17 protein-coding genes are annotated in these 17,985 nt (G+C 67.4%); 9 read left to right on the forward strand and 8 right to left on the reverse strand.

Going from position 1 to position 17,985, the window contains the following annotated elements; all coding sequences use genetic code 11:
• The first annotated feature begins 43 nt into the window (after positions 1 to 43).
• From AC3IFE_RS14135 to AC3IFE_RS14175, 9 genes are all read left to right on the forward strand, one after another.
• On the forward strand, positions 44 to 712 hold the full coding sequence (locus AC3IFE_RS14135; protein WP_489190879.1) for a chromate transporter: 669 nt from the start codon (positions 44 to 46) through the stop codon (positions 710 to 712).
• A complete protein-coding gene (locus AC3IFE_RS14140) occupies positions 709 to 1,236 on the forward strand; it encodes a chromate transporter (protein WP_050014278.1) in 528 nt (175 codons plus the stop codon). The genes AC3IFE_RS14135 and AC3IFE_RS14140 overlap by 4 nt, the downstream gene beginning before the upstream one ends.
• A 58-nt stretch (positions 1,237 to 1,294) precedes the next feature.
• Positions 1,295 to 2,038 (forward strand): YoaK family protein, encoded by a 744-nt coding sequence (locus AC3IFE_RS14145; protein WP_089468658.1) that lies wholly within the window; start codon positions 1,295 to 1,297, stop codon positions 2,036 to 2,038.
• A 409-nt stretch (positions 2,039 to 2,447) separates the two neighbouring features.
• Positions 2,448 to 3,569 (forward strand): porin, encoded by a 1,122-nt coding sequence (locus AC3IFE_RS14150; protein WP_011546404.1) that lies wholly within the window; start codon positions 2,448 to 2,450, stop codon positions 3,567 to 3,569.
• 373 nt (positions 3,570 to 3,942) lie between these two features.
• Complete coding sequence (locus tag AC3IFE_RS14155) at positions 3,943 to 4,167, forward strand: hypothetical protein (protein WP_489190887.1); 225 nt, start codon at positions 3,943 to 3,945, stop codon at positions 4,165 to 4,167.
• A gap of 240 nt (positions 4,168 to 4,407) precedes the next feature.
• Complete coding sequence (gene gor, locus AC3IFE_RS14160) at positions 4,408 to 5,763, forward strand: glutathione-disulfide reductase (protein ID WP_089468657.1); 1,356 nt, start codon at positions 4,408 to 4,410, stop codon at positions 5,761 to 5,763.
• Between the two features lie 523 nt (positions 5,764 to 6,286).
• A complete protein-coding gene (locus AC3IFE_RS14165; protein ID WP_218828347.1) occupies positions 6,287 to 6,958 on the forward strand; it encodes a CsgG/HfaB family protein in 672 nt (223 codons plus the stop codon).
• 92 nt (positions 6,959 to 7,050) lie between these two features.
• The gene (locus AC3IFE_RS14170; RefSeq protein ID WP_089468655.1) at positions 7,051 to 7,509 is read left to right on the forward strand and encodes a DUF4810 domain-containing protein; all 459 of its coding nucleotides are present in this window, start codon (positions 7,051 to 7,053) and stop codon (positions 7,507 to 7,509) included.
• A 14-nt stretch (positions 7,510 to 7,523) separates the two neighbouring features.
• The gene (locus AC3IFE_RS14175) at positions 7,524 to 8,189 is read left to right on the forward strand and encodes a DUF799 domain-containing protein (RefSeq protein WP_089468654.1); all 666 of its coding nucleotides are present in this window, start codon (positions 7,524 to 7,526) and stop codon (positions 8,187 to 8,189) included.
• A gap of 132 nt (positions 8,190 to 8,321) precedes the next feature.
• On the opposite strand, the gene AC3IFE_RS14180 is transcribed toward AC3IFE_RS14175, so the two are convergent.
• The 8 genes from AC3IFE_RS14180 to AC3IFE_RS14215 all read right to left on the reverse strand — a co-directional run.
• Complete coding sequence (locus tag AC3IFE_RS14180) at positions 8,322 to 9,623, reverse strand: NAD(P)/FAD-dependent oxidoreductase (RefSeq protein ID WP_489190880.1); 1,302 nt, start codon at positions 9,621 to 9,623, stop codon at positions 8,322 to 8,324.
• 25 nt (positions 9,624 to 9,648) lie between these two features.
• Positions 9,649 to 10,953 (reverse strand): NAD(P)/FAD-dependent oxidoreductase, encoded by a 1,305-nt coding sequence (locus AC3IFE_RS14185; protein WP_489190881.1) that lies wholly within the window; start codon positions 10,951 to 10,953, stop codon positions 9,649 to 9,651.
• Between the two features lie 94 nt (positions 10,954 to 11,047).
• Positions 11,048 to 12,637 (reverse strand): DUF3138 family protein, encoded by a 1,590-nt coding sequence (locus AC3IFE_RS14190; RefSeq protein ID WP_489190882.1) that lies wholly within the window; start codon positions 12,635 to 12,637, stop codon positions 11,048 to 11,050.
• A gap of 115 nt (positions 12,638 to 12,752) precedes the next feature.
• Positions 12,753 to 13,592: an ABC transporter permease subunit gene (locus tag AC3IFE_RS14195; protein WP_089468650.1), complete on the reverse strand. Its 840-nt coding sequence runs from the start codon at positions 13,590 to 13,592 to the stop codon at positions 12,753 to 12,755.
• Positions 13,589 to 14,575 (reverse strand): ABC transporter permease subunit, encoded by a 987-nt coding sequence (locus AC3IFE_RS14200; protein ID WP_089468649.1) that lies wholly within the window; start codon positions 14,573 to 14,575, stop codon positions 13,589 to 13,591. Before AC3IFE_RS14200 ends, AC3IFE_RS14195 begins: the two co-directional genes overlap by 4 nt.
• Positions 14,576 to 14,585: 10 nt before the next feature.
• Complete coding sequence (locus tag AC3IFE_RS14205; RefSeq protein ID WP_489190883.1) at positions 14,586 to 15,740, reverse strand: ABC transporter ATP-binding protein; 1,155 nt, start codon at positions 15,738 to 15,740, stop codon at positions 14,586 to 14,588.
• A 186-nt stretch (positions 15,741 to 15,926) separates the two neighbouring features.
• A complete protein-coding gene (locus AC3IFE_RS14210; protein ID WP_301739855.1) occupies positions 15,927 to 17,042 on the reverse strand; it encodes a polyamine ABC transporter substrate-binding protein in 1,116 nt (371 codons plus the stop codon).
• A 62-nt stretch (positions 17,043 to 17,104) separates the two neighbouring features.
• On the reverse strand, positions 17,105 to 17,985 hold an 881-nt coding region (locus tag AC3IFE_RS14215), incomplete at its 5' end, for an aminotransferase class III-fold pyridoxal phosphate-dependent enzyme (RefSeq protein ID WP_489190884.1).

Below are 17,985 nucleotides of genomic sequence, written 5' to 3' on the forward strand. Positions count from 1 at the left end.
CTGAACGGCGGTAACCTCGGTTCACCGTTTGATGAGGAGCCCCATGCAATCCGCTTTTCCGCCCGCCTCGCCGCCGCCTGCCGCGCCCCCTCGCAGCGTGGGCCTCGCCGAGCTGTTCACCGGCTTCCTGTCGCTCGGCCTGATGTCGTTCGGCGGCGCGTTGCCGTTCGCGCGGCGCACGATCGTCGACGAACGCAAGTGGCTCTCCGCCGACGAATTCACCGATCTGCTCGGCCTGTGCCAGTTCCTGCCGGGCGGCAACGTGATCAACCTGTCGGTCGCCGTCGGCATGCGCTTTCGCGGCGTCGCCGGCGCGTTCGCCGGGATTCTCGGGCTGATCGCCGGCCCGACGCTCGTCGTCGTCGCGCTCGGCGTGCTGTACGCGAAGACGCAGAACGATCCGCACGTGCAGCACCTGTTCGCGGGGCTCGCCGCCGCGGCGGCCGGCCTGCTCGTCGCGATGGCCGTGAAGGTCGCGAAGCCGCTGCTGCGGGCGCCGCGCACGGCCGCCGGCATCGCGGCGCTCGCGTTCGTCGCGATCGCGGTGCTGCGACTGCCGCTACTGACCACGATGCTGGTGCTCACGCCCGTCAGCATCTGGCTCGCGTCGCGCCGTCGCGAGGCCGGCACGCCGCGGCCGGCGCCGAACGCCGCGCGAGGCGCGCACGATTCGCACGACTCGCGCCACACGCAACAGGAGCGCCGGCCATGAGCGACACGCTGATCGCCATCGCGACGATCTTCAGCCAGTTGTCGCTGCTCGCGTTCGGCGGCGGCAACACGATCCTGCCGGAGATGCAGCGGCAGGTCGTCGACGTGCACCACTGGATGAGCGCGCACGAGTTCACCGCGCTGTTCGCGCTGGCCCAGGCGGCGCCGGGGCCGAACATGATGATCGTGTCGCTGGTCGGCTGGCACGTGGCCGGCTGGGCCGGGCTGCTCGTCGCGTCGGTCGCGAAGTTCGGGCCGTCGTCGATCGTCACCGTGCTGGCGCTGCATGCGTGGGAGCGCTTTCGCGACCGGCCGTGGCGCCGCTACGTGCAGCAGGGGATGATGCCGGTGACGGCCGGCCTCGTCGCGGCGAGCGCGGTGCTGATTTCCGAGGCGTCGAACCGCACCGCGATCCAGTGGGGCATCACGGCCGCATGCGCGGTGCTCGCGTGGCGCACGCGCATCCATCCGCTATGGCTGCTCGCGGGCGGCGCGCTGATCGGGCTCACGGGCATCGGGCAGTGAGCGGCGCACAACCGGCCTCCCGTGCGCGATACTGGCGCGACTTTTCACGGGAGGATCGATGGATCTCGACGGCGCCAGCCGCAATCTCACCGTCGCCGCATTGCTGACGCTGTCCGGCGGCTACCTCGACGCGTACACGTACGTCGGCCACGGCCACGTGTTCGCGAACACGATGACCGGCAACGTCGCGCTGCTCGGCATCAACCTGTCGGCCGGCGAATGGGCCGCCGCGCTGCATCACGTGCCGCCGCTCGGCGGCTTCGTGCTCGCGGTGTTCGTCGCGCACCTGCTCGGCCTCGCCGCGCAACGCGGCTGGATGCGGCATACCGCGTTCGTGAGCCTGATCGTCGAAATCGCGTTTCTCGGCGTGGCCGCGAGCGGCTTGGTCGGCGCGTCGAGCGCATGGCTGATTCCGGGCATCTCGTTCGTCGCGACGCTGCAGACGCTGTCGTTCACCCATCTCGAGGAACTGTCGTACACGTCGGTGATGACGACCGGCAACCTGCGGCGCGCCGCGCAGAAGTTGTTCGTCGGGCTGATTCCGCGCTACGACGCGGGCGCGCTGCACGACTCGGCGCTGCTCGCGACGATCAGCTTCTGTTTCCTGGGCGGCGCGGTGGTCGGCGGCCTCGTGACGCGGCTCGTGCCGGACGTCGCGCTGTGGGGCGCCGTGTTGCTGCTCGTCGGCGCGTTCGCGGAAATCGTGCGGCGCGCGTGGCGTCGCGCGGGGAACGGCGATGCGGGCGGCGAGGGCGGTAACGGCGACGCGGGCGGCAGCGACGGGGCGACGCAAACGGCCTGAGGGCAGGCGGGCAGGCGGGCAGGCGGCAAGCTTCAACCCGCAACCCGCAACCCGCAACCCGCAACCCGCAACCCGCAACCCGCAACCCGCAACCCGCAACCCGCAACGATCGCACCGGCAATGTCGCCGCGATCCGCGTGACCACGCCGCACCATCACCGAACCTTGCAGCGCCGCGCATGCCCGCCTGCGCCGCCGCGCCCCGTGCCGCCGCCGCGCGACACAGGCGCGCCGCGCGAACCGTTGTTCCCGGACGACAGTCGCGCAATTGCCGCTTATTTCAATTTCTTTCAGCGTTCGCACTCGTCTTATGATTCAGCCCACATCGCGCGCGCCATGAGCGTGGGCGATCGCCACCCGGCTGCGCACGCGGCTGGCCATGAATGGAGACACCTAAAAAAGGAACGCTCATGAAGCAGACCACCCGACTCGCCGTCATCGCAGGGGGCGCGGCGCTGGCCTTCGCCAGCCAGTACGCAGCAGCACAAAGCTCGGTCACGCTGTGGGGCGTCGCCGATGCGAGCATCCGTTACCTGACCAACGCCAACGCGAAGAACGACGGCCTGCTGTCGATGACCAACGGCGCGATCACGAACAGCCGCTTCGGCATCTACGGCACGGAAGACCTCGGCGGCGGCCTGAAGGCGGTGTTCAACCTCGAGAGCGGCGTGAACCTGCAGAACGGCGCGTTCGCCGACAGCGGCCGCCTGTTCAACCGCGCGGCGTACGTCGGCCTGCAGAGCCCGTACGGCACCGTGACCCTCGGCCGCCAGAAGACGCCGCTGTTCGACCTGCTGTCGGACACCTACGATCCTCTGACCGTCGGCAACTACCTCGAAAACGCGTGGCTGCCGGTCGCACTCGGCGGCGGCCTCTATGCGGACAACCAGATCAAGTACACGGGCAAGTTCGAGGGCCTGACGGCGAAGGCGATGTACTCGACCGGCACCAACTACGAATCGACCGGCGCCGGCGGCTTCTCGGGCCAGATTCCGGGCTCGCTCGGCAAGGGCAATGCGTGGGGCGTGTCGCTGTCGTACGTGATGGGCCCGCTCAGCATCGCGGCCGGCGCGCAGCAGAACAGCGACAACTCGGCGCGCAAGCAGACGATCTATCACGCGAACGTCGTGTATGCGTTCAGCAAGGCGAAGATCTACGCGGGCTACCTGCGCTCGAAGGACGACACGGGTTTCGTCGACAGCCTGCTCGCGCAGCAATCGATTCCGGTCGCGAAGGGCACGGGCCGCATCGACGACGGTCCGTTCGCGGGCGTGAGCTGGCAGGTCAGCGCGCCGCTGACGCTGACGGGTGCGTTCTATTACGACCACATGCGCAATGCGATGACCACGAACGGCACGCTCGCGAGCGGCAACCGCTACGCGATCGTCGGCATCGCCGAGTACGCGCTGAGCAAGCGCACCGAAATCTACGGCACCGTTGACTTCAACAAGACGAACGGCGCGGCGAACGTCGAACTGCCTGGCCGCAGCAACCAGACGGGCATCGCGATCGGCCTGCGCAATATCTTCTGACGAACGTCGGAACATGCCTGCGCCGGCTTCGTCCGACGCACATCGAAGAGGCGCCGCGGCGCCTCTTTTTTTCGTCACGCACGCTTCATGCGCGCGCCCAACCATTCGGCGAACGCTCCATTGCGGAAGTCTCGCGCCGTAAGCGATCCGTCGGCAAGCCACAACATACTTTTACGGTCCCCGCGCGGGCTTTCCGCTACGCTGCGTGCATCGCGCGTCGCATGCCGTCCGGCGTGCGCGCGCGTGGTTCCGGTGGTGCTCGTCGAGGGTGGCCGGCCAGGTGCGTAACTTGTGTATCCGGCGATGACAAATGCGGTTCGCCAGTTTCTTTCGTGGGACGATGCGCTCACGATTTTCTTGAAAGGGGATGACGATGGGTATCCTGAACGTCGTGGGCGAGATCGCCGGCGCAGTCGCCGCCGTCGAAGGCGCGGAGAAGCTGGATCCGGATGCGGGCTTGCTGACCAAGGCGGCCGCGGCCGTCGTCGGTTTCAAGGGCGCCGAGGCGATCGAGGGCATGCTCGAGAAGAAGGAAGAGCAGCCGCAGCAGGCGGACGATACGCAGGCGACGGACGGCAGCGACACGTCGCAGACATGAGCATGGCGGCCGGTCGGCCGCGGGCGCGCCCTTCGCGCGCCCGGGCCGACCGGTGCCGCGCAATCGGCAGGTCGGGCATGCGGTCGATCGGTGACGCATGGCACAACCGCCAGCCGGTTTGACCGGCGAGAGGCCTCGTCTCTCGCCGTTTTTTATTGGGCGCGCGGCACGCACGACGCGCCGCACGGATCCCCGAATCTTGCTATCGTCACCCCATCCGAACTGCGATGAGGGAATGCGATGGATTTCGACTACGACCTGTTCGTCATCGGCGCCGGCTCGGGCGGCGTGCGGCTCGCGCGCATGTCCGCGTCATACGGCGCACGTGTCGGCATAGCGGAAGAAGAGCAGATCGGCGGCACCTGCGTGCTGCGCGGCTGCATCCCGAAGAAACTGCTGGTCTACGCATCGCACTATCCGCACGAAGTCGACGACGCGAAGGGCTTCGGCTGGACCTTCGGCGCCGGCACGCTCGACTGGCCCGCGCTGATCGCCGCGAAGGATCGCGAGATCAACCGGCTGAGCGACATCTACATCAGCCTGCTGCGGCAATCGGGCGTCGACATGCACGCCGGCCGCGCGACGCTCGTCGATGCGCATACCGTCGCGATCGGCGCGCGCACGATCCGCGCGCGCCACATCGCGATCGCGACCGGCTCGCGCCCGTCGCTGCCGCCGCGGCCCGGCATCGAACATGCGATCACGTCGCGCGAGGCGCTGTCGCTCGCGACGCTGCCCAAACGCATCGCGGTGGTCGGCGGCGGCTATATCGCGGTCGAATTCGCGGGCATCTTCAACGGCTTCGGCAGCCACGTCGACCTGTTCTATCGCGGCGAAAAGATCCTGCGCGGCTTCGACGACGACGTGCGCCAGTTCCTGACCGACGAGATGACGAAGCAGGGCGTCACGATTCATCCGCACGCGGTGATCGAATCGATCGAGCGCGCGAGCGACGGCACGCTGTTCGTGCACGTCGGCGACGCGCGGCACGGGCCGTACGATCAGGTGCTGTATGCGACCGGCCGCGTGCCGAACGTCGACGGGATCGGGCTCGAGCAGGCGGGCATCCTGCTCGATGCGCGCGGCGCGATTGCCGTCGATGCGTATTCGGCGACGTCGGTGCCGTCGATCCACGCGATCGGCGACGTCACGTCGCGGCCGCAGTTGACGCCGGTCGCGACGCGCGACGCCGGCTTGCTCGCGCGCACGCTGTTCGGCGGCTCGCGCGTGGCGGTCGATCACGCGTACGTGCCGTCGGCCGTGTTCAGCCAGCCGGAGGTCGCGACGGTCGGCCTGACCGAGGCCGATGCGCGCCGCACGCTGGGCGACGTCGACCTCTACCGCACGTCGTTCAAGGCGCTGCGCCACACGCTGTCGGGACGCGACGAGCGCACGCTGATGAAGCTCGTCGTCGCGCGCGACAGCCAGCGCGTGATCGGCGCGCACATGGTCGGCCGCGACGCGGGCGAGATCATCCAGGGCATCGCGATCGCGATTCGCGCGGGTGCGACGAAGGCGCAGTTCGACGACACGATCGGCATTCATCCGACCGCGGCCGAAGAGTTCGTGACGATGCGGCAGAAGGTGGGCGACTAGCGCAAACCCGAAACCGCACGCGCGTCGGCAGCGGCGCCCGCGCGCGTGCGGCCGACGTGCAGGGGTGCGTATCGCGCCGATCGATCGTGCATTCACGGCAAGGCTGAATACCCGTATGCCGTTGCGTGCCGGCATCGATCGCGTGTTTCCCATGAGTCGAAAAGTCGTCGATTCCTCTCAAGAATCCCCGTGTCGACAAGCGGACTTGGTATGATCGCGAAAAATCACACACGGGGCCGTATCATGCGCGATCAACAGCGCAGCAATCAGAACAACGGGGTAACCGGCGCACGCGAGCCTGTCGCGTCCTGCATTGCCCATCCGCTTCGTACCGCAACCGATCCGTTGCGGGCGCCCCGCCTTCACATACCGCTATCGCCGGCCCGGCGCTGACCGCACACGCGCGCATCGCGCCGATGCGCACGCGTGTGGTCGCGCCGCAGCCGTTTCGAGCGCCGGATCGTTCGCGAGCCGGCGCGCCCGCATCGGGCATTTTTTCCACGCAAGGAGACCAGCAGTGAACATTCAGACACGACGCACCGTCCTCGTGGCGGCAGCGGTCGTCGCGGCGCTGTCCGGCTGCGCGACCGAATCGTCGCGCACGCTCGACGTGCCGGCCGTCAGCAGCGCGCAGAAGCCGTATGCGGGCAAGCCCGTCGCGATCGCCGTCGGCAAGTTCGACAACCGCTCGAGCTACATGCGCGGCATCTTCTCCGACGGCATCGACCGCCTCGGCGGACAGGCGAAGACGATCCTCGTCACGCGCCTGCAGCAGAGCCGCCGCTTCAACGTGCTCGATCGCGAGAACCTCGAGGAGATCAAGCAGGAAGCGGGCTTCATGAAGAAAGCGCAGGCCGTGAAGGGCGCGAACTACGTGGTGACGGGCGACGTGACCGAGTTCGGCCGCAAGGACGTCGGCGATCATCAATTGTTCGGCATTCTCGGCCGCGGCAAGACGCAGGTCGCGTACGCGAAGGTCAACCTGAACATCGTCGACACGACGACGTCGGAAGTCGTCGCATCGAGCCAGGGCGCGGGCGAGTTCAGCCTGTCGAACCGCGAGGTGATCGGCTTCGGCGGCACGGCCGGCTACGACTCGACGCTCAACGGCAAGGTGCTGGACCTCGCGATTCAGGAAGCCGTGAACCATCTGGCGGAGCAGGTGGACGCCGGCGCATTGAAGGTCGCGCGGTAAGCGTCGCGCAGTAAGCGTCGCAACCCGCCGCAGCGGGCGCCGGGGCCGGCGCCGCTTGCACGATTCACCACGACATCAAAAGAGAAAAGACCATGAAACGGGGTAACTGGCTGCCGGCGACGGCCGCCGCCTTGCTGCTCGCCGGCTGCGCGAGCTCCACGCCGCCGCTCTATCAGTGGACCGGCTATCAGCCGCAGGTGTACGAATACTTCAAGGGGCAGAAGTCGCCGCAGGAGCAGATCGACGCGCTCGAAAAAGCGCTGCAGGACATTCGCGGCAAGGGCCATATGCCGCCGCCGGGCTTCCATGCGCATCTCGGCATGCTGTACGCGAGCATCGGCAGCGAGCAGCAGGCCGAACAGGAACTGCAGGCCGAGAAACAGCTGTTTCCGGAATCCGCGACCTACATGGATTTCCTGCTGAAAAAGAAAGGCGGCGCGCAGAAGGCGGCCGACCCGAAGGCGGTTGACCCGAAGGCCGCCGGCCAGAAGACTGCCGACCAGACGGTCGCCGGCCAGAAGAACGCCGATCCGACCACCGCCAAACAGTGAGCGACGCGCCAGCCATGTTCAAGACCCTCTCATTCAAGCTGCTGTCCGTGCTGTCGCTCGTCGCGCTGCTGAGCGCCTGCGCGCAGCCGGTGAAACGGCCCGATTACGCGGCGTTCAAGAAGAGCCAGCCGCGCTCGATCCTCGTGCTGCCGCCCGTCAACGCAACCTCCGACGTGGGCGCGACCTACGGGCTGCTGTCGCAGATGACGCTGCCGCTCGCCGAGTCGGGCTACTACGTCGTGCCGGTCGCCGTGATGGACGAGACCTTCAAGCAGAACGGCCTGACCAATGCGGCCGAAATCCAGGAGACGTCGCCCGCGAAGCTGCGCGAGATCTTCGGCGCGGACGCCGCGCTGTATTCGAAGGTGTCGCAGTACGGCACCGTCTACCGGATTCTCGCGAGCGCGACGGTGGTGTCGGCGTCGGCGAAGCTCGTCGACCTGCGCACCGGCGACGTGCTGTGGCAGGGCCGCGCGAGCGCGAGCAGCGACGAAGGCGGCAACAACGGCGGCGGCGGCCTGATCGGCATGCTCGTGGTGGCCGCGGTCAAGCAGATCGCGAACACGTTGATGGACCAGAGTCACGACGTCGCCGCGTTCACGAGCAGCCGCCTGCTGTCGGCCGGGCCGCCGGCCGGCTTGCTGTACGGCCCGCATTCGCCGAAGTACGGCACGGACTGACCGGTGCATGCGGCGCGCGGCGCGCGGGCATCGTCAGGTGTCCGTTGCGCCGGCACGCCGCGATCCGATCGAACGGCTGCGCGCACGCGCGGCCGTTTTTCGTCGTGCCTCGGTATCGCGCGTGCGGCGGGCTCAATGCACGCCGAACGCGTCCAGCAGCCGGTACCAGCTCATCGCGAGCACCAGCGCCGGCGTGCGCAGCGCTTCGCCGCCGGGGAAGTCGCGATGCCGGATCTTGTCGAACAGGTCGAAGCGGCTCGCCTGCCCGTCGATCGCCTCGGCGATCAGCTTGCCCGCGAGCGCGGTCGTGTTCACGCCGTGCCCCGAGAACCCTTGCGCGAAGTAGGTCGTCGGCGTGATGCGGCCGAAATGCGGCGCGCGGTTCATCGTGATGTCGACGAAGCCGCCCCACGCATAGTCGACCTTCACGTCCGCGAGCTGCGGGAACGTCTTCAGCATGTCCGCGCGCATCGCCGCGGCGAGCTCGCGCGGCTCGCGCGTCGAATAGCTGACCTTGCCGCCCCACACGAGCCGCGTGTCGGGCGCCGGCCGGAAATAGTCGAGCACGAACCGGCTGTCGCAGATCGCCGCGCGCGCGGGCATCAGCGCGGCGGCGCGCGTTTCGCCGAGCGGCTCGGTCGCGATCACGTAGGTGCCGACCGGCATGATCTTCCTCGACAACGCGGGCGCGAGCGTGCCGACGTAGGTGTTGCACGCGAGCACGACGAAGCGCGCCCGCACGTTGCCGCCGCTCGTCTCGACGACGTGGCCGCCGGACACGTCGCGCACGCGCGTCACGCAGCTGTCCTCGTGGATGCGCACGCCCGCTTCGGTGGCCGCCCGCGCGAGGCCGAGCGTGTAGTTGAGCGGATGAAGGTGGCCGCTGTCGGGGTCGTACAGGCCGCCGCGATAGCGGGCCGACTGCACGTAGTCGCCGAGTTCGTCGGCTTCGACGAAGTGGAAGCGGTCGTAGCCGAAGCGCTTCGCGGCTTCGTCGCGCCACCGTTTCAGCGCATCGGCGTCGCGCTCGGTATTGGCCGCGGTCAGGTAGCCGGGCACCAGCGCGCAGTCGATGTCGTGCCGCGCGATGCGCGACTTCACGAGCGACAGCGTTTCAAGCCCCATGTCCCAGATCCGCTTCACGTCGCCTTCCGGCATGAACTGCGCGAACGTGTCGATGTCGCACGCGAAGCCGCCGATCAACTGGCCGCCGTTGCGGCCGCTCGCCGCCCATCCGACCCGCGACGCTTCGAGCACGGTCACCGAATGGCCGCGCTCGGCGAGGTTGAGCGCGGCGGACAGGCCCGTGAGGCCCGCGCCGATCACGCACACGTCGGCGTCGATCGTGCCGGCGAGCGGCGCGTGGCGGGTCGTGTCGTTGGCGGTCGCCGCGTAGTACGACGCGACGTGCGGCTGGTTGGCGAATGTCTGCATGATGAAGAAAACGGAGTGAAAGGGCTCAGAACAGCTCGCGGACGCGGTGATACAGCATCCCGAGTTCGAGCGCCGGTTGACGCCACGCGTCGCCGCCGGGAAAGCGCCGGTGACGCAAGCGTGCGAACAGGTCGAACGCGCGGGTGTCGCCCGCGATCGCGCCGGCGATCGCACGGCCGGCAATGCCGGTGAGCGCGACGCCGTGTCCGCTGAAGCCCTGGACGTAGAAGAAGGTCGGATCGATCGCGCCGAAGTCCGGCGCGCGGTTGCGCGTGACGTCCACGAAGCCGCCCCACGCGTGGTCGACGCGCACGTCGCCGAGCTGCGGGAACACGCCGACCATGCGCTGCCGGATCGCTTCGGCGAGCGCGGCGGGCGACGCGCCGGCCGAATTCGCGCGGCCGCCGAACAGCATCCGGTGGTCGGCCGACAGCCGGAAGTAGTCGAGGAAGAAGTTGTTGTCGCACACGGCTTCGCGTCGGGCGATCAGCGCGTCGGCGCGTGTGCGGCCGAGCGGCTCGGTCGCGATGATGTACGACGCGATCGGCGCGATGCGTGCGGCGGTCGCGGCCGGCAGCACGCCGCCGGGGCCCGCGTTGCAGCACGACACGACGAAGCGGCAGCGCACTTCGCCGGACGGCGTGCGCACGACGGGCCGTGCGCCGCGCACGACGTCGAGCGCGGGCGTGTGCGCATACAGCGCGACGCCTTCGCGGCGCGCGGCATCGGCGAGGCCGAGGCAATACTTGAGCGGATGAAGATGGCCCGACAGCGGATCGTACACGCCGGCCAGATAGCGCGTCGACGCAATGCGCGCGTGGATCTCGCCGGTATCGAGCCACGCGAGCGACGGATGACCCCAGCGCGACGTCGCGGCGTTCATCCACGCGCGCAGGTCGTCGACGCGGCGCGGCTTCGTCGCGACCGTCAGGTAGCCGCGCGTGAAGTCGCAGTCGATCCCGTAGCGCGCGATGCGCTCGGCGATCAGCGCGACGCCGTCGAGCGACAGCGACCACGCGGCGCGCGCGCCGTCGGCGCCGAGCTGCTTCTCGATCACCTCGTCTTTCGCGAAGCCGGTGATCGCCTGGCCGCCATTGCGGCCCGACGCGCCCCAGCCGGGCCGGTGCGCATCGATCACGGCGACGGACAGCCCGCGCGCGCGGCAGTCGAGCGCCGTCGACAGGCCCGCGAAACCGGCGCCGATCACGCAGACGTCGACGTCGATCGTCTCCTCGAGGATCGGATCGTCGGTCACGGGCCGTGTGGCCGTGGCTTCGTAGTACGAGTCGCGCGCGAGCGCATCGGCGCGGCGGGTGAAAGACTGCGTCATCAAACCGACTCCCTCGACAAGGCTGCAATCAGCGCGCAGCCGGAAAACGGCGCGGGACGCCGTGCGTGCGGCACGGCGCCCCGCGCGTGCCGCATCAGAACGAATAGATGAACTGCGTCGCGAGCAGGTCGTTGGACTTGCCGTACGACCCGTCGTTGCGCAGGAACACCTTGTTGTTCGCCCAGTCGTGCCGGTATTCGACCTTCACGGTGATCTGCTGGGTCGGATAGAACAGCAGGTCGAGCGCGACGTCCTGGCGCACCGCGCCCTTGCACTCGAAGCCCAGGCCGCCGCCGGCCTTCGATTGCGCGAGGCAGTCCGCGTCGACGCCGAAGCCGTTGCTCGGGTCCATCCCGTTGCCGTTCAGCGCGATGCCGCCGCCGCCGCCGCCGTTCTTCGAGTTCGCGAGCAGGTCGTAGCGCAGCGTCACGCCCATGCGGCCGACCACCGGCGCGTTGAACTTGCGGTGCGCGAGCAGCGACAGCCCGTACCACTGCGCGAGGCCGCCGTTGAACGCCGCATGCTGCTGCCGGCCGTAGTCGACTTCGGCGTTGTACTGAATGTCGGCGAGCGTGTAGGTCGCGTCGAGTTCGCCGAAGAAGAACGAACCGTATGCGCTTGGCGCCACGCCGCCCGGGCCGTAGCTGACGGCGCCCGTGGTTGAGTCGATCGCGCTCGCCAGCGTCTGGCGCCCGATGTTGAACGACCCGCCGATATCGAGCGCGCTCGACCACGTGTAGTCCGCGCGCGCGGTGAAGGTCGGCACCTTGTTGCTGGTGGTGATCGGGTCGCCGAGCGCATTGGTGCCCGTCTGCGTGACCGAACCGTACGTGCGGTACTGCTCGTTGCCGAGGAAGAACTTCCACGCCCAGTTGCCCTTCGTGTAGTTCGCGCCGACACCGACGTAGCTGCCCGGGTCGGAGAAATCGTACAGCAGGTTGTGCGTGAGCGTGAGCATCTGGTTCGACTGCTGCACCTCGTAGCCGCCGAAGCTCGGGATCAAACCGGCGACGAGCGTCGTCTCGGCGGTGATCGGCACGTTGATGACCGCCGTGTTCAGCAGGTTGTCGGTGATCGAGCCGCGCGAGTTCTGCAGCAGCGTGATGCCGTTGCCGCGGTTCGGCATCAACGTGATTTCGGCCGACGGCGCCATCGGGCCGACGCCGAATGTCTTCTTGATGTCGAGGTAGAGATCGCCGAACGTGCTGTTGAAGTAGTTGTACGCGTTCTCGTGGTTCGCGAACAGGAACGACGACGTGCCGGCCGCGCGATTGTAGATGTAGGTCGGATCGATGTAGCCCGTGACCGACAGGCCGGCGAGCGGGCCCGTGGTGGCCGCGTCGGTCAGCGAGTCGACCTTCAGTTGCTGGTTCGCGATCTGCTGCTTCATTTCGCTGACCTCGTCGTTGGTCAGCGTGGCGCGTGCCTTGCCGTAATCCGGCGAGGACGGATCGGCGGCGACCGCGACGGCGTTGCCGCCGCCGGCCATGCCGCCGCTCGCGCCGGCCGCCGCGACCGCCGCGCCGCCCGGCTTCGCGGCGAGTTGCGCCTGCATCGCCTTCATCTGTTTCTGCAGCGCCGCGACCTGCGCCTGCAGCGCCTTGATTTCGGCGGAGGTGGAGCCGGCCAGCGCGACGCCCGGCAACGCGCCGGCCACCAGCAGGCAGATCAGTTTCTTCTTCATTGCGGATTCTCCTAGTCGTGCGCTTGTCAAAACGGGATCGAATCGCGCGCTCCCCCTGGGGCAGCGCGTCATGCTTGTCTGCACTGCTTGTTATCTTCGAAGCGAAAGCGGGTCGTCACGCCAGCGCGAACGCGGCCTTCAGGTCGGCCATCCGGCGCCGCTCGCGCGCGATCATCATCCGGTTCACGACGATCACGCCGATCGTCACGGCCGTGATGAACAGCGTCGCCAGCGCATTCATCTCGGGGTTCAGGCCCAGCCGCACGCGCGAGAACACCACCAGCGGCAGCGTCGTCGAGCCCGGCCCGGACAGGAACGCCGACAGCACCAGATCGTCGATCGACAGCGTGAACGACAGCAGCCATCCCGACAGCAGCGCCTGCGAGATCAGCGGCAGCGTCACCACGAAGAACACCTTCAGCGGCGTCGCGCCGAGGTCCAGCGCGGCCTCTTCCAGCGACTTGTTCATCTCCTTCACGCGCGACTGCACGATGATCGCCACGTACGACACGCACAACATCACGTGACCGATCCAGATCGTCAGCATCCCGCGCCCTTTCGGCCAGCCGAACATCTGCTCCAGCGCGACGAACAGCAACAGCAGCGAGATCCCCTGGATCACCTCCGGAATCACCAGCGGCGCGTTGATCATCCCCGTGTACAGCGTGAAGCCCTTGAAGCGGCCGAAGCGCGCGAGCACGAAGCCGGCCCACGTGCCGATCACGACCGACGCGGTGGCCGTCAGCAAGCCGATCTTCAGCGACAGCCATGCGGCGGTCAGCAGCTCGTCGTCGTCCAGCAGCGCCGCGTACCACTTCAGCGAGAAGCCCGACCACACCGTCACCAGCTTCGATTCGTTGAACGAATACACGACGAGGCTGATGATCGGGATGTACAGGAACAGGAAGCCGAAGGCGAGAACGCCCGTCGACAGCGGTTTGCTCGGCTTGATCATTTCGCTTCCTCCAGTTCCTTGACCTGGTAGTACTGGAACAGCGCCATCGGCACCAGCAACAGCAGCACCATCGCGACCGTCACCGCGGACGCCATCGGCCAGTCCATGTTGTTGAAGAATTCATCCCACATCACGCGGCCGATCATCAGCGTGTCGGCGCCGCCGAGCAGCTCGGGAATCACGTACTCGCCCACCGCCGGGATGAACACCAGCAGGCTGCCGGCGATGATCCCGTTCTTCGACAGCGGCAGCGTGATGCGCGTGAACGCGACCCACGGTTTCGCGCCGAGGTCGTACGCGGCTTCGAGCAGCGTCAGGTCCATCTTCACGAGGTGCGCGTAGAGCGGCATCACCATGAACGGCAGGTACGAATAGACCATCCCGATATAGACGCCCGCATCGCTGTGATAGAGCCGCAGCGGCGTGTGGATGATGCCGAGCGCGATCAGCGTGTGGTTCAGCAGGCCGTCGTCCTTCAGGATGCCGATCCATGCGTACACGCGGATCAGGAACGACGTCCAGAACGGCAGCATCACGGCCATCATCAGCACGTTGCGGCGGCTCGGCTCCGAGCGCGCGATGTAGTACGCCATCGGATAGCCGATCAGCAAACACAGCACCGTCGACACGGCGGCCATCTTCAGCGAGCTGAGGTAGGTCGCGATGTACAGGTCGTCCTGCAGCAGGAACGCGTAGTGCGACAACTGCAGCGCGAAGTGCACGACGCCGTCCTTGAACTCGACGAGCGACGTGTACGGCGGGATGCCCATCACCTGGTCGGCGAAGCTGATCTTCAGCACCAGCACGAACGGCAGCGCGAAGAACACGGCCAGCCACAGGAACGGCACGCCGATCGCGACGGTGCGGCCCGACGGCAGCAAGCGCGACAGCGCGGCGAAGCGGCCGCGGCGCTTGTTAGCCTGGGGCGCGGCGGTCGTGCCGGTCGGCACCGGCGCGGAAGGCGTGGAAGCGGAGGTTCTCATCGTGGCGTCCTCATTGCGTCAGCACGACGCCGCTGGCCGGCGACCACGACACGAACACGTCGTCGTTCCACGCCGGCGCGCCGTCGTTCATCAGGAGCGAGCTCGACAGGTTCGACACCACCGTCTTGCCGCTCGGCAGACGCACGTGGTACAGCGAATAGCTGCCCATGTACGCGATGTCGGTGACGACGCCGCGCGCCCAGTTGTGCCTCGCGCCCGGCTTCTCGCGCGACACGTGCACGCGCTCCGGACGCACCGAGATGCCGACCGGCATCCCGAGCGGGCCGGTCACGCCATGGCTCACGTACATGCGGTTCTCGAGGTCGTCGCTTTCGACGAAGATGTGATCGGGCTCGTCCTCGACCACGCGCCCCTCGAACAGGTTGGTCGAGCCGATGAATTCCGCCGAGAAGCGGCTGTTCGGGTATTCGTAGACTTCGCCGGGCGAGCCGATCTGCACGATCTTGCCTTCGCTCATCACCGCGAGGCGGCTTGCCATCGTCATCGCCTCTTCCTGGTCGTGCGTGACCATCACGCAGGTCACGTCGACCTTCTCGATGATGTTCACCAGTTCGAGCTGGGTCTTCTGGCGAATCTTCTTGTCGAGCGCGGACATCGGCTCGTCGAGCAGCAGCAGCTTCGGGCGCTTGACCAGCGAGCGGGCCAGCGCGACGCGCTGCTGCTGGCCGCCCGACAGCTGATGCGGCTTGCGCTTCGCGTACTTGCTCATCTGCACGAGCGCGAGCGCGTCGGCCACGCGTTCCCTGATCTCGTTTTTCGGCGTGCCTTCCTGCTTCAGGCCGAACGCGACGTTCGATTCGACCGTCATGTGCGGGAACAGCGCGTACGACTGGAACATCATGTTGACCGGGCGGCGGTACGGCGGCAGCGACGCGAGATCCTCGCCGTCGACGAAGATCTTGCCGGAGGTCGCCGTTTCCAGCCCGGCGAGCATGCGCAGCAGCGTGGACTTGCCGCAGCCCGAGCTGCCGAGCAGCGCGAACAGCTCGTTCTTCGCGATCGTCAGGTTCACGTTGTCGACGGCCGTGCTGTCGCCGAATTTCTTCACGATGTTTTCGATGCGCACGAACGCGTCGTTTTGCGTACGGGGCGCGGCGGCCGGTTGGGTCTGGCGTGCAGCGGCGGAAGAGGGTATCGATTGCATGGGAGTCACCATTCGTTCTTCACGGATTGCAGGCGCGAACGTCCCCGCGCGAGGCGCGCAACGCGACTCGCGAGCAACGGCTCGTGCCGGATGGAACAGCGCGCGCGGCGCGCGGGCGGACGAAGGTCCGCGAATTTCAGGCGGGCAGGCGTACCGCGATGCCTGCGCCGCCGTGGGGCATGGCGATCAGTGGCCCGTCTTCAACTGGGCCCACAGACGGTTCTCGAGGCGCAGGATGTCGGCCGGCATCGGCTTCATCAGCACCATCTTCTTCAGCACGTCTTCGGGCGGGTAGACGGTCGGGTCCTGCGCGACGGCCGGCGTGACGAATTGATGCGCGGCCTTGTTCGCGGTCGGGTAGAACACCGTGTTGGTGATCGCCGCATTGACCTTCGGGTCGGAAATGTAGTTGATCCACTTCATCGCGGCTTCCGGGTGCGGCGCGTCCTTCGGGACCACCATCACGTCGAACCACAGCAGGCCGCCTTCCTTCGGATTCGAGAACTTGATGTCGTACGGACGCTTCGCTTCGGCCGAGCGACGGTGCGCGATGCCGACGTCGCCCGACCAGCCGAGCGCGACGCACACGTCGTTGTTCGCGAGGTCGTTGATGTAGCCCGACGAGTTGAACTGGGTGATGTACGGACGGACTTTCTTCAGGACTTCGAATGCAGCCTGGTAGTCGCCGGGGTTCTTGCTGTTCGGGTCCTTGCCCATGTACTGCAGCGTGGCGGCGAACACGTCGACGGCCTGATCGAGGAACGACACGCCGCAACTCTTCAGCTTCTCCATGTTGGCCGGATCGAACACCAGCGCCCAGCTGTCGACCGGCGCCTTGTCGCCGAGCGCCTTCTTCACCGCCTGCGCGTTGTAGCCGATGCCGTCCGTGCCGTACGCCCAGGGCACGCCGTACTGGTTGCCCGGGTCGGCATCCGCGATCATCTTCATCAGCAGCGGATCGAGGTTCGCGAGGTTCGGGATCTTCGACTTGTCGAGCTTCTGGTACACGCCGGCCTGGATCTGCTTGGCCATGTAGTTCGACGTCGGCACGACGATGTCGTAGCCGGAGCTGCCGGCCAGCAGCTTCGCCTGCAGCGTGTCGTCGCTGTCGTAGTTGTCGTACTTGACGTGGATGCCCGTCTGCTTCTGGAAGTTCGGGATCGTGTCCGGTGCGATGTAGTCGGACCAGTTATAGACGTTCAGGTCTTCGGCATGCACCGATGGACTGGCGACCGACGTGAACGCTGCTGCGGCGGCGAGGGCGGCAACGGAACAGGCTTGGCGAAGATAGCAGGCACGCATGGTGGAATTCCCTTGGGTTATGGCGGCGTGCGGCGCCCGCCGCACGCCTGTAGGCAAAACCGTTACGAAACACCCAGTTGCTGGGCGGTCGCATCGACGGCCTTCTTCGCCTTCGACACGAGTTCATCGATTTCCTGGCGCGAGATCACGAGCGGCGGCGACAGCAGCATCCGGTCGCCGGTCGCGCGCATGATCAGGTTGCCGTTGAAGCAGAAGTCGCGGCAGATCGTGCCGACGTCGCCGCCGTTCGCGAAGCGGCGGCGTTCGGCCGGCGCTTCGGCCAGTTGCAGGCTCGCGACCATCCCGTGGCCGTGCACTTCGCCGACGATCGGATGACGCCCGAAGGTTTCGCGCATCAGCGCCTGGAAGTACGGGCCGGTGTCGGTCTTCACGCGCTCGACGATGCCTTCGTCGCGCAGCAGCTTCAGGTTCGCGACCGCGACGGCCGCCGCCACCGGATGGCCCGAATACGTGAGGCCGTGATTGAATTCGCCGTTGTCGATGATCGGGCGCGCGACGCGCTCGTGAATACCCACCGCGCCCATCGGCACGTAGCCCGACGTGAGGCCCTTCGCCATCGTGATCAGGTCCGGCTCGAAGCCGAAGTGCTGATGCGCGAACCATTCGCCGGTGCGGCCGAAGCCGCCGATCACTTCGTCGGCGACGAGCAGGATGTCGTACTTGCGGCAGATCCGCTGGATTTCCGGCCAGTACGTCGACGGCGGGAAGATCACGCCGCCCGCGCCCTGGAACGGCTCGCCGATGAATGCCGCGACGTTCTCCGCGCCGAGTTCGAGAATCTTCGCTTCGAGCTGCTGCGCCCGCGCGAGGCCGAATGCTTCCGGCGTCTCGCCGGGCTGCGCTTCGCCGAAGAAATACGGCTGGTCGATATGCACGATGTGCTCGACCTTCGACGGCATCTGCTCGTGCATGTAGCTCATTC

The organism is Burkholderia sp. APQ4-4ca (assembly GCF_057837105.1).

Bases quoted from the DNA above. Each gene is read 5' to 3' on its own strand.
- AC3IFE_RS14135 (WP_489190879.1), top strand. From the start codon at position 44: ATGCAATCCGCTTTTCCGCCCGCCTCGCCGCCGCCTGCCGCGCCCCCT.
- AC3IFE_RS14140 (WP_050014278.1), top strand. From the start codon at position 709: ATGAGCGACACGCTGATCGCCATCGCGACGATCTTCAGCCAGTTGTCG.
- AC3IFE_RS14145 (WP_089468658.1), top strand. From the start codon at position 1,295: ATGGATCTCGACGGCGCCAGCCGCAATCTCACCGTCGCCGCATTGCTG.
- AC3IFE_RS14150 (WP_011546404.1), top strand. From the start codon at position 2,448: ATGAAGCAGACCACCCGACTCGCCGTCATCGCAGGGGGCGCGGCGCTG.
- AC3IFE_RS14155 (WP_489190887.1), top strand. From the start codon at position 3,943: ATGGGTATCCTGAACGTCGTGGGCGAGATCGCCGGCGCAGTCGCCGCC.
- gor (WP_089468657.1), top strand. From the start codon at position 4,408: ATGGATTTCGACTACGACCTGTTCGTCATCGGCGCCGGCTCGGGCGGC.
- AC3IFE_RS14170 (WP_089468655.1), top strand. From the start codon at position 7,051: ATGAAACGGGGTAACTGGCTGCCGGCGACGGCCGCCGCCTTGCTGCTC.
- AC3IFE_RS14175 (WP_089468654.1), top strand. From the start codon at position 7,524: ATGTTCAAGACCCTCTCATTCAAGCTGCTGTCCGTGCTGTCGCTCGTC.
- AC3IFE_RS14180 (WP_489190880.1), bottom strand. From the start codon at position 9,623: ATGCAGACATTCGCCAACCAGCCGCACGTCGCGTCGTACTACGCGGCG.
- AC3IFE_RS14185 (WP_489190881.1), bottom strand. From the start codon at position 10,953: ATGACGCAGTCTTTCACCCGCCGCGCCGATGCGCTCGCGCGCGACTCG.
- AC3IFE_RS14190 (WP_489190882.1), bottom strand. From the start codon at position 12,637: ATGAAGAAGAAACTGATCTGCCTGCTGGTGGCCGGCGCGTTGCCGGGC.
- AC3IFE_RS14195 (WP_089468650.1), bottom strand. From the start codon at position 13,592: ATGATCAAGCCGAGCAAACCGCTGTCGACGGGCGTTCTCGCCTTCGGC.
- AC3IFE_RS14200 (WP_089468649.1), bottom strand. From the start codon at position 14,575: ATGAGAACCTCCGCTTCCACGCCTTCCGCGCCGGTGCCGACCGGCACG.
- AC3IFE_RS14205 (WP_489190883.1), bottom strand. From the start codon at position 15,740: ATGCAATCGATACCCTCTTCCGCCGCTGCACGCCAGACCCAACCGGCC.
- AC3IFE_RS14210 (WP_301739855.1), bottom strand. From the start codon at position 17,042: ATGCGTGCCTGCTATCTTCGCCAAGCCTGTTCCGTTGCCGCCCTCGCC.